9 protein-coding genes and 1 pseudogene are annotated in these 8,871 nt (G+C 66.6%); 5 read left to right on the plus strand and 5 right to left on the minus strand.

Features of this window, described 5'->3' with window-relative positions:
- Together B0T44_RS25295 and B0T44_RS25300 are read right to left on the minus strand one after the other, a co-directional pair.
- A partial coding sequence (locus B0T44_RS25295) for an ATP-binding protein (RefSeq protein ID WP_139795358.1) occupies positions 1-770 on the minus strand: 770 nt, incomplete at its 3' end.
- A 283-nt stretch (positions 771-1,053) separates the two neighbouring features.
- Positions 1,054-1,968 carry a sulfurtransferase gene (locus B0T44_RS25300; RefSeq protein WP_077119711.1) on the minus strand — a complete coding sequence of 305 codons (915 nt, stop codon included), beginning with the start codon at positions 1,966-1,968 and terminating at the stop codon, positions 1,054-1,056.
- Between the two features lie 168 nt (positions 1,969-2,136).
- Here B0T44_RS25300 and B0T44_RS25305 point away from each other — a divergent pair, with 168 nt between their 5' ends.
- On the plus strand, positions 2,137-2,874 hold the full coding sequence (locus B0T44_RS25305; RefSeq protein ID WP_077119709.1) for a helix-turn-helix transcriptional regulator: 738 nt from the start codon (positions 2,137-2,139) through the stop codon (positions 2,872-2,874).
- On the opposite strand, the gene B0T44_RS25310 is transcribed toward B0T44_RS25305, so the two are convergent.
- The 3 genes from B0T44_RS25310 to B0T44_RS25320 all read right to left on the minus strand — a co-directional run bounded on the left by B0T44_RS25310 (position 2,803) and on the right by B0T44_RS25320 (position 5,560).
- Positions 2,803-3,435: a Maf family protein gene (locus B0T44_RS25310; protein WP_077119707.1), complete on the minus strand. Its 633-nt coding sequence runs from the start codon at positions 3,433-3,435 to the stop codon at positions 2,803-2,805. The genes B0T44_RS25305 and B0T44_RS25310 overlap by 72 nt on opposite strands.
- Before the next feature lie 30 nt (positions 3,436-3,465).
- Complete coding sequence (locus B0T44_RS25315) at positions 3,466-3,804, minus strand: acyl-CoA carboxylase subunit epsilon (RefSeq protein ID WP_077119705.1); 339 nt, start codon at positions 3,802-3,804, stop codon at positions 3,466-3,468.
- Between the two features lie 115 nt (positions 3,805-3,919).
- The gene (locus B0T44_RS25320) at positions 3,920-5,560 is read right to left on the minus strand and encodes an acyl-CoA carboxylase subunit beta (protein ID WP_077119703.1); all 1,641 of its coding nucleotides are present in this window, start codon (positions 5,558-5,560) and stop codon (positions 3,920-3,922) included.
- A 377-nt stretch (positions 5,561-5,937) separates the two neighbouring features.
- On the opposite strand from B0T44_RS25320, the gene B0T44_RS25325 reads away from it, so the two are divergent.
- The 4 genes and pseudogenes from B0T44_RS25325 to B0T44_RS25340 form a co-directional block, all read left to right on the plus strand.
- Positions 5,938-6,780: a biotin--[acetyl-CoA-carboxylase] ligase gene (locus B0T44_RS25325; protein ID WP_077119701.1), complete on the plus strand. Its 843-nt coding sequence runs from the start codon at positions 5,938-5,940 to the stop codon at positions 6,778-6,780.
- A 131-nt stretch (positions 6,781-6,911) separates the two neighbouring features.
- Positions 6,912-7,439, plus strand: a complete 528-nt coding sequence (locus tag B0T44_RS25330; protein ID WP_077119698.1) for a PH domain-containing protein — start codon at positions 6,912-6,914, stop codon at positions 7,437-7,439.
- A gap of 38 nt (positions 7,440-7,477) precedes the next feature.
- Positions 7,478-8,155 (plus strand): response regulator transcription factor, encoded by a 678-nt coding sequence (locus tag B0T44_RS25335; protein WP_077119696.1) that lies wholly within the window; start codon positions 7,478-7,480, stop codon positions 8,153-8,155.
- 1 nt (position 8,156) lies between these two features.
- Positions 8,157-8,871: pseudogene (locus tag B0T44_RS25340) on the plus strand (sensor histidine kinase); the annotation flags it as partial.

Here is an 8,871-nt window from a genome sequence, read left to right on the forward strand (position 1 = left end):
TCGTCGGTGAGGAACGGTGCGGGTGCTTCCTCCACCAGCTTCTGGAAGCGGCGCTGCAGCGAGCAGTCACGGGTGCCTGCGACCACGACATTGCCGTGCTTGTCGGCGATGACCTGCGCCTCGACGTGGCGGGCCTTGTCCAGGTACTGCTCGACAAAGCATTCGCCACGCCCGAACGCCGCGGTCGCCTCACGGGTGGCCGACTCGAACAGTTCGGGGATCTCTTCGATCGTGTGCGCGACCTTCATGCCGCGGCCGCCGCCGCCGAAAGCCGCCTTGATGGCGACCGGCACGCCGTACTTCTTCGCGAACTCCACGACCTCGTCGGCGTTTTTCACCGGGTCCTTGGTGCCCGCGGCCATCGGCGCGTTGGCGCGTTCGGCGATATGGCGGGCGGTGACCTTGTCACCCAGATCGCGGATCGACTGCGGTGACGGCCCAATCCAGATCAGCCCGGCGTCGATGACGGCCTGGGCGAAGTCCGCGTTTTCCGACAGGAAGCCGTAGCCGGGGTGGATGGCGTCGGCGCCGGAGCGGGCCGCGGCATCGAGGATCTTGTCGAATACCAGGTACGACTCGGCAGAGGTCTGCCCACCGAGGGCGAACGCCTCGTCGGCGAGTGTGACGAATGGGGCGTCGGCGTCGGGTTCGGCGTACACCGCGACACTGCCGAGACCGGCATCCTTGGCCGCCCGGATAACGCGCACGGCGATTTCGCCTCGGTTAGCTACGAGTACCTTCGTTATCCGCGCGCTGGCATGGCTGGGCACTGAGCCTCCTGTGTGCAATCTCTGTGGTCGCTTCGCGGGATGGGGGTCGCTACGCAGGCTCCGCTCCCGTGGTTGGGGTCCGCGGTACCGGCTCCGCTCCGAACGGGTGGGGTCGCTACACGCGCATTCCGCTCCGGGGTTCGGATCCGCTGCGCGGGCTCCGCGCCCGTGGACGACATTTTCGTCTCGGGCGAGTGTAGGCAGTCTGCCAACAGACACCGAACTCGGATAGGCCTACCGGAGAGTAGGTCGTGGATCACAATCGTATGTTCCTGGCTTTGTGCTATCTATTCCGGCCTCGCCGTCCGGCCCCGGCAGGCATCGCGCCGGGTGCTGCACCGGTCGCGATCGGCATCCGTACCGAATTGCCCCATTCGGTCCACGAACCGTCGTAGTTGCGCACCGATGTGAAGCCGAGCAGATACCGCAGCACGAACCAGGTGTGGCTGGAACGCTCACCCACCCGGCTGTACACGATCAGCGGGTCGGTGACCCCGAAATCGCGGTACGCGGCCTCGAGCCGGTCCCGGGAGCGGAACTTTCCGCCTGCATCGAACGCTTCGGTCCACGGGATGTTCACGGCGGTGGGGATATGGCCGCCGCGCAGCGTCGCATCCTCCGGAGTCACCGGCGGGTGGGCCAGGTCGCCTGCGTACTCCTCGGCAGAGCGCACGTCGATCAGCGGGCCACCGAGATGGGCGAGTACGTCTTCCCGGAAGGCGCGGGCGGTGCTGTCGTCGCGGTGGACCTCCGGATATTCGCTCGGGGCGAGGGAGGGCCGTTCGAAGGTGGTTTCCCTGGCCTCGCCGATCCACGCGTCGCGTCCACCGTCGAGCAGCCGCACGTCTTCATGGCCGAACAGGGTGAACACCCATAGTGCGTGGGCCGCCTGGGCGTTGCCCCGGTCGCCGTAGATCACCACGGTGTCGTCGCGGGCGATGCCCTTGGTCCGCATCAACCGGGTGAACCGAGCCCCGTCGATATAGTCGCGGGTGACCGAGTCGTTCAGCTCACCCCGCCAGTCGAGTTTGACCGCTCCCGGCACATGGCCGATGTCGTAGAGCAGGGCATCCTCGTTGCACTCGACGATCACGAGTCCCGGCGCGCCGATGTTTGCCGACAACCACTGTGTGGTTACCAATCGGTGAGGTTGCGCATACGCGCCGAAAGCGGGATGAGGGTCCGGGGCAACGGGCACGTTCAGGGTCCTTCACGCGAGGTAGGCGGCGGTGACAACGGTTCTGTTCGCACTGTGCATGGTATGTGTGACGGGACGCCTGAATCTCGTTTCAGTCACTTATCGGGTGGACGGACGAATAAATCGCACGCTCATCCGATAATGTCTCCCCGAAGGAGGGGTGGAGCTATGTCCGACTCATGGCCGCGGCGGCGGCTGCTCGCGATCCTACGTGGCGCCAGCGAACCCCTCGATGCGCAGGAACTGGCCCGGATCACCGGCCAGCACGTCACCACCGTTCGGTTCCACCTGGACGTGCTCACCCGCGATTCCCTGGTCCGGCAGTTCCAGCAGCCGCCGCGCGGCCGCGGTCGCCCGCGTATCGGTTACCGCGCCGTGCAGCGCACGGTCGGATACCAGGACCTCGCCCAGGTACTCGCCGATCAGCTCGGACCCGACCGCGACCGCAGGATCGCAGCCGGGATGGCCGCTGGGCGCGCCTGGGGCGCCAAACTCGACGCGCCCGAACAGCCCGTCGAATCATTGAACGATGCCAGGGACCTGGCGGTGTCGTTGATGTCGGAACTGGGCTTCGCCCCCGAACGCGACGTCACTCGCGACACCGATACCCAGAGCCTGGTCCGGATGACCGCCTGTCCGTTGCGGGAACTGGCGCGCACCCACTCCGATGTGGTGTGCGGGGTGCATCGGGGGCTGCTGGAGGAATTACTGGAGCGCAACGGCGTCAGCGATCGGATCGAGGTCGGTTTGGAGCCGTTCGTCGGCCCCGAGGTATGCGAAATGCGGCTGGCCCGCCGGGAAGCCGGTGCCAGGACCGGCGCACAGCAGGCGGGATCAGGCCGGATGTTCCCACAGTTGCGCGACACCGACACCGACATCCTGGAGCAGCCTGCGCAGCAGTGGTAGCCCGATACCGATCACACTCGACGGGTCTCCGTCGATGCGGTCGACGAACCAGCCGCCGAGACCGTCCAGGGTGAACGCGCCCGCCACCTGCAAGGGTTCGCCGGTGGCGAGATAGGCGTCCAGCTCGGCGGGTTCGGGTTTGGCGAAATGAATCGTGGTCGCGCTGCAGTCCACGGCCTCGGCCGCTACCGCGCCGTCACGCAACCGCAGCACGCAGTGACCGGTGATCAGGTCGGCGCTGCGTCCGGCCATCTCGTTCCAGCGTGCGCGCGCCACCTCGACGGTATGCGGTTTGCCCTGGAGTACGCCGTCGATCAACAGCATCGAATCGCAGCCGACCACCACGCAGTCACCGGCGAATTCGGGAATCGTCGTAGCAACATCGTGTGCCTTCGCGCGCGCCAGCGCGACGACGACGTCATCGGGGGCGGTGCCCAGGGGAAGGGCCGCTGCGACGGCGTCTTCGTCCACACCCGACACCCTGACGACGGGTTCGATACCTGCCGCGCGCAGCACAGCACGACGGGCCGGGGAGGCGGACGCCAGAACCAGCCGGGTCACCGTTGTTCAACCCTCCCTGGATCGGCCGGTTCAGGCGTGCAGATGCGCCAGCCGCGGGAAGGCGTAGGGCGAGGAGGGCGAGTTGCCGCGGTGCAGCAGCGTCGGCAATCCCCACAGATCGATCGGGCGGTTGTCGGCCGGGGGCGCGCCCGCGCTCGCGGCGGCACTGAACACACACACCAGGGCAGCGATCTCCTCGTCGGTCGGCGCACCCTTTTCGATGACGAGGAACGGCTGTTGACGCGCGCCTGTCGCGGTGGCGGCAGGGCCCGTTTCGGTGTCGGTTGCTGCCGGCTGGTCCACGAACGAGTCGACGGCGAGGTCCAGTTCGGCGGCGGTCAACACTTCTTCTTCTGCCACAATCGTCACGGTGCCAGATCCTCTCTCTTGCCGGATCGGGCGTTGATATGCCCGCTCCGATCGTCCGTTACCGATCGCTTCTGTGCAATCGGTGCGCGCGGCTTACCGAGGGTTTATCGCTGGATCACAGCGGAATGTTGCCGTGTTTCTTCGGTGGCATGCTCACCATCTTGCGCTCCAGCAGTCGCAGCGCGGAAACGATCTGGCCGCGGGTATGCGACGGCGGAATGACGGCGTCCACATAGCCACGTTCGGCGGCGACGTACGGGTTCACCAAGGTGTCCTCGTACTCGTTTTGGAGCTCGAGCCGCAGCGCATCGACGTCGGCGCCCTCCTTGGCGGCCTCGGCCAGCTTCTTGCGGTAGACGAAGCCGACAGCGCCGGAAGCGCCCATGACGGCGATCTGCGCGGTGGGCCACGCGAGGTTCACATCGGCGCCCATATGCTTGGAGCCCATGACATCGTAGGCGCCGCCGTAAGCCTTGCGGGTGATGATGGTGATTTTGCCCACAGTGGCCTCACCGTAGGCGTAGAGCAGCTTCGCGCCGCGCCGGATGATGCCGTTGTATTCCTGGCCGGTACCGGGCAGGAAGCCGGGAACATCGACCAGCGTGATGATCGGGACGTTGAACGCGTCGCAGGTACGCACGAAGCGGGCGGCCTTCTCCGAGGCGTCGATATCCAGGCAGCCGGCGAACTGGGTCGGCTGATTGGCGACGATGCCGACGCTGCGCCCGTCGATACGGCCGAAACCGACGACGATGTTCATCGCGCGCTCGGCCTGCACCTCGAGGAACTCGTCGTCGTCGAGCAGCCGGCGGATCACCTCGTGCATATCGTAGGGCTGGTTCGGCGAGTCCGGGATGATCGTGTCGAGCTCGAGGTCGTCATCGGTCAGCGAATCCTCGATAGCACCCTCGATCGGGTCGCTGGCCGGGAAGCGCGGAGCCTCGGCGCGATTGTTGCTCGGCAGGTAGGACAGCAGATCCTTGACGTAGTCGAGGGCATCCTGTTCGCCGGAGGCGACGTAGTGGGCCACACCCGACTTGGTCATATGGGTGTGTGCGCCGCCCAGTTCCTCCATGGTGACTTCCTCACCGGTGACCGTCTTGATGACGTCGGGGCCGGTGACGAACATCTGGCTGGCCTGGTCGACCATCACCACGAAGTCGGTGAGTGCGGGGGAGTAGACGTGTCCGCCTGCGGCCGGACCCATGATCAGCGAGATCTGGGGGATCACGCCCGAGGCCTGGATGTTGCGGTGGAAGATCTCGCCGTAGAGGCCGAGCGAAACGACACCCTCCTGGATGCGCGCGCCCGCGCCCTCGTTGATGCCGATCAGTGGACGGCCGGTCTTGAGGGCCAGGTCCATCACCTTGACGATCTTCTCGCCGTAGACCTCGCCGAGGCTGCCGCCGAATACGGTGACGTCCTGGCTGAAGATGCACACTTCGCGGCCGTCGATGGCGCCGTAACCGGTCACCACACCGTCGCCGAGCGGACGATTCTGCTCCAGGCCGAAGTTCACGCTGCGGTGCCGGGCCAGTGCATCGAGTTCGACGAAGGAGCCCTCGTCGAGCAGGGCAAGGATGCGTTCGCGGGCAGTCATCTTGCCCTTGGCGTGCACCTTGTCGACGGCGGCCTCACCCATCGGATGCTTGGCCTCTTCCAGCCGATTCCGCAGGTCAGCCAGCTTGCCGGCGGTGGTGTGGATATCGGGGGCACCTGCCGATCCCGGCGTTGGCTGCTGCTGGAGACTCGTCATGGGTCGGAGTGTAACCAGTGCCAATAACCCCTGTTAACCCAGGAAGGGATACTCGCCAGTAGAACCCCCTCCGGAAAAGCGCTGGTCGACCGCCGCGCGGCCGGAAAATCGCTTTCGTCCGAACCCCCCGCCGGAATAGGCTGGACCAGCCCGTTTTCGAGCAGAAGGGGAGGTATCTCGAATGTGGGGATGGAGCGCACGGGTAGCCGAATTCGCGGACGCGGCGGCGTTCACGCGGACAGTATCGGAGCCAGAACCGACGGTCACCGATCCCGTTGTCGATGCCGAAGACGACGATATGACAAGTGCGTCGTCGGTTCGTCCGGAAGGGTATGACCTGGCCGGGTAGCCGGACCGACCCCGAGTAGCCTGCCGGTGTGCACAGGCCACCATTGGATACAGAACGGTTGCGGCGCGATCTCCGCAGTCTGCCGGGAGCGCCGGAACCGGCGTTTTTCACCGGAATCGAGGTCGTGGACTCCACCGGCTCCACCAACGCCGATCTGATCGCGCGCGCCGCCGATCCCGGTATCGACCGCGTCGTGCTGGTGGCCGAAACCCAGGACAGCGGCCGCGGCAGGCACGCCCGAGCGTGGGCGAGCCCGCCGCGGGCGCAGATCGCGTTATCGATGCTGCTGCGTCCGGAGGGGCTGGAGCCCACCGCGCTGGGCTGGCTGCCGCTGTTGACCGGTATCGCCGTGGTCGACGCTGTGCGCCGTACCGCGGAGCTGCCCGCCGCCCTCAAATGGCCCAATGACGTGCTGATCGATGACCGCAAGGTGGCTGGGATCCTGGCCGAGGTCGTGACGGGCGGCCCGGTTCCCGCCGTCGTGGTCGGGGTCGGCCTGAATGTGAGCCTGACCGAGGACGAGCTGCCGGTGCCGCACGCGACCTCGCTGACCGTGGCAGGCGCGGGGGAGGTTGATCGCACCGAACTGGTGGGGTCGCTGCTGGCCGAATTCGCGCGCCGGTTCACCGCGTGGCGCGATGCGGGCTGGGCGACCGAGGAAATGGCCGCAGCCTACCGCGAACGCTGCGCGACGCTGGGCACACCGGTGCGCGCGGAATTACCCGGCGGGCGGATGCTCACCGGCATCGCCCGCGATATCGACAGCGCGGGACGCCTGCTGATCGGCGAGGAGCCGGTGTCTGCGGGGGATGTCACTCACCTACGTCCACACAGCCCTCAACCACACAGCCCGCAAACACTCGGTCGATAAACGCGGTTCCGGTTCCGCACACCGCAACACCGGACGGACGCGAATACGCGCAATCCCCGGCAACGAGATCACGAGTGCTTCTTACGGTCCAGGTCAGGTACATCGGGCCCCGCGCGCGGTAGGGTTCGGCCATGGGTTATCCGGAGGATGTGCTGGCGCCCGACGAAGAGCTGATCCTGCATCGCCACCCACACTGGAAGATGCTGTTCTTGCCCGCGGTGACGCTGATCGTCGCGACCGCGCTCGCCGGTTTCGCCGGTGGTCTGGCCTGGCGCAATACCGAGGGAACGAGCCGCTCGGTATTGCTGCTGGTGATCTTCCTGATGTGGCTGGCCGTCCTCGGGTGGCGTTGTGTCGCACCGGTACTCAGATGGAAGACCACCCATTTCATCGTCACCGAGCGGCGGGTGCTGGTGCGTCAAGGTGTGCTCACTCACACCGGTATAGATATCCCGATGAGCCGCATTTCCAGTGTGCAGTTCCGGCACGGGCTTTTCGACCGGCTGCTCGGCACCGGCACCCTGATCATCGGCTCCTCGTCGGAGGAACCCCTCGAATACGACGACATCCCAGCGGTGCAACAGGTGCACGCGATGCTCTACAACCAGGTCTTCGAAGGTGAGCGCAGCTACGACGACGAGCTGCGCGGCTATCGGTGACCCGGCGGAAAACCGCGACGGGTCCGTAATGTGAGCCTATGACCGCCGTACTGCTGGCCGAAGACGACGAGGCCATCGCCGCGCCCCTGTCGCGAGCATTGGGCCGCGAAGGCTATTCGGTCACCGTGGAAAGCTTCGGGCCCGCGGTGCTGAGCACCGCGCTGGAAGGCCGCCACGATCTGCTCATTCTGGATCTGGGGCTGCCTGGTATGGATGGGCTGGAGGTATGCCGCCAAGTACGTGCCCGCGGTGCGGACCTGGCCGTGCTCATGTTGACCGCCCGCACCGACGAGGTCGATTTCGTGGTCGGTCTGGACGCGGGCGCCGACGACTACGTCGGAAAACCGTTCCGCCTGGCCGAATTGCTCGCCCGGGTGCGGGCGTTGCTGCGGCGCAGCGGAATCGGCGACGATACGGTGGAAGTCGGTGGTATCCGGTTGGAACCGGCGGCGCGGCGGGTGCTGGTCAACGGTGTCGAAGTGGGCCTGGCCAACAAGGAATACGAACTGCTCAAGGTGCTCATCGACCGGGCAGGGCAGGTGGTCTCCCGCGACACCATCTTGCGTGAGGTCTGGGGCGATGCGGAGCTGCGCGGCTCCAAAACCCTCGATATGCATATGTCCTGGCTGCGCCGCAAAATCGGGGACGAGGGCCCGATGGCCGAGCGGCGTATCGTCACCGTGCGCGGTGTCGGCTTCCGATTGAATACCGACTGACGTGCGGCGGCGGATCCTGCGGTCGATGCTGACCGTGCTGATGCTGACCACCGTGGTGCTCGGCGTGCCGCTCACCTACACCGCTGTGCTGTGGGTGGAGGACATCACCCGCAACGACCTGCAGGGCAGGTTGGAGCGGATCGCGGTGGAGGTGATCGCGCAGGAACGCAGCGACGGCACAGTGCACGACGGCCTCGACCTGCGCACGGTGCGTCCGCTGGTTCCCGAGGACGGCAGGCTGACCATCGTCTATCCGACGCCGGGCGACAACGCCGCGCAGCTGGATATCGGTGTGCCTGATGTCGCCGATCCGCTGACCGAATCGCTGTCGATGGGTGCCTCCGGATCGCTGCGCCTGGAGGTGCCCGCGGGCCCGATGCATGCCAGGCAGCAGCAGGCGGTGGCCGGGGTCGGTCTCGCGGTGCTGGTTTCGCTGGGTGCGGCGATTACCGTGGCGATGGTCACCGCCCGCCGCGTCGCCGGTCCGATCCGCGATGTCGCGGCCCGTGCGGCGCGGCTGGCGATGGGGGATTTCCGGCCGGATCCGCGCAGGCACGGTATCGCCGAACTGGATCGGGTCTCCGATGTGCTGGATTCGGCGACGGTGGAGATCGCCGGACGGTTGCAACGCGAGCACGCGCTGGTCGCCGATGTCTCGCATCAGCTGCGCAGCAGGCTGACCGCGGTGCGGTTGCGGCTTGACGAACTGTCCGCGC

The organism is Nocardia donostiensis, assembly GCF_002081715.1.
GTDB classification, from domain to species: domain Bacteria; phylum Actinomycetota; class Actinomycetes; order Mycobacteriales; family Mycobacteriaceae; genus Nocardia; species Nocardia donostiensis.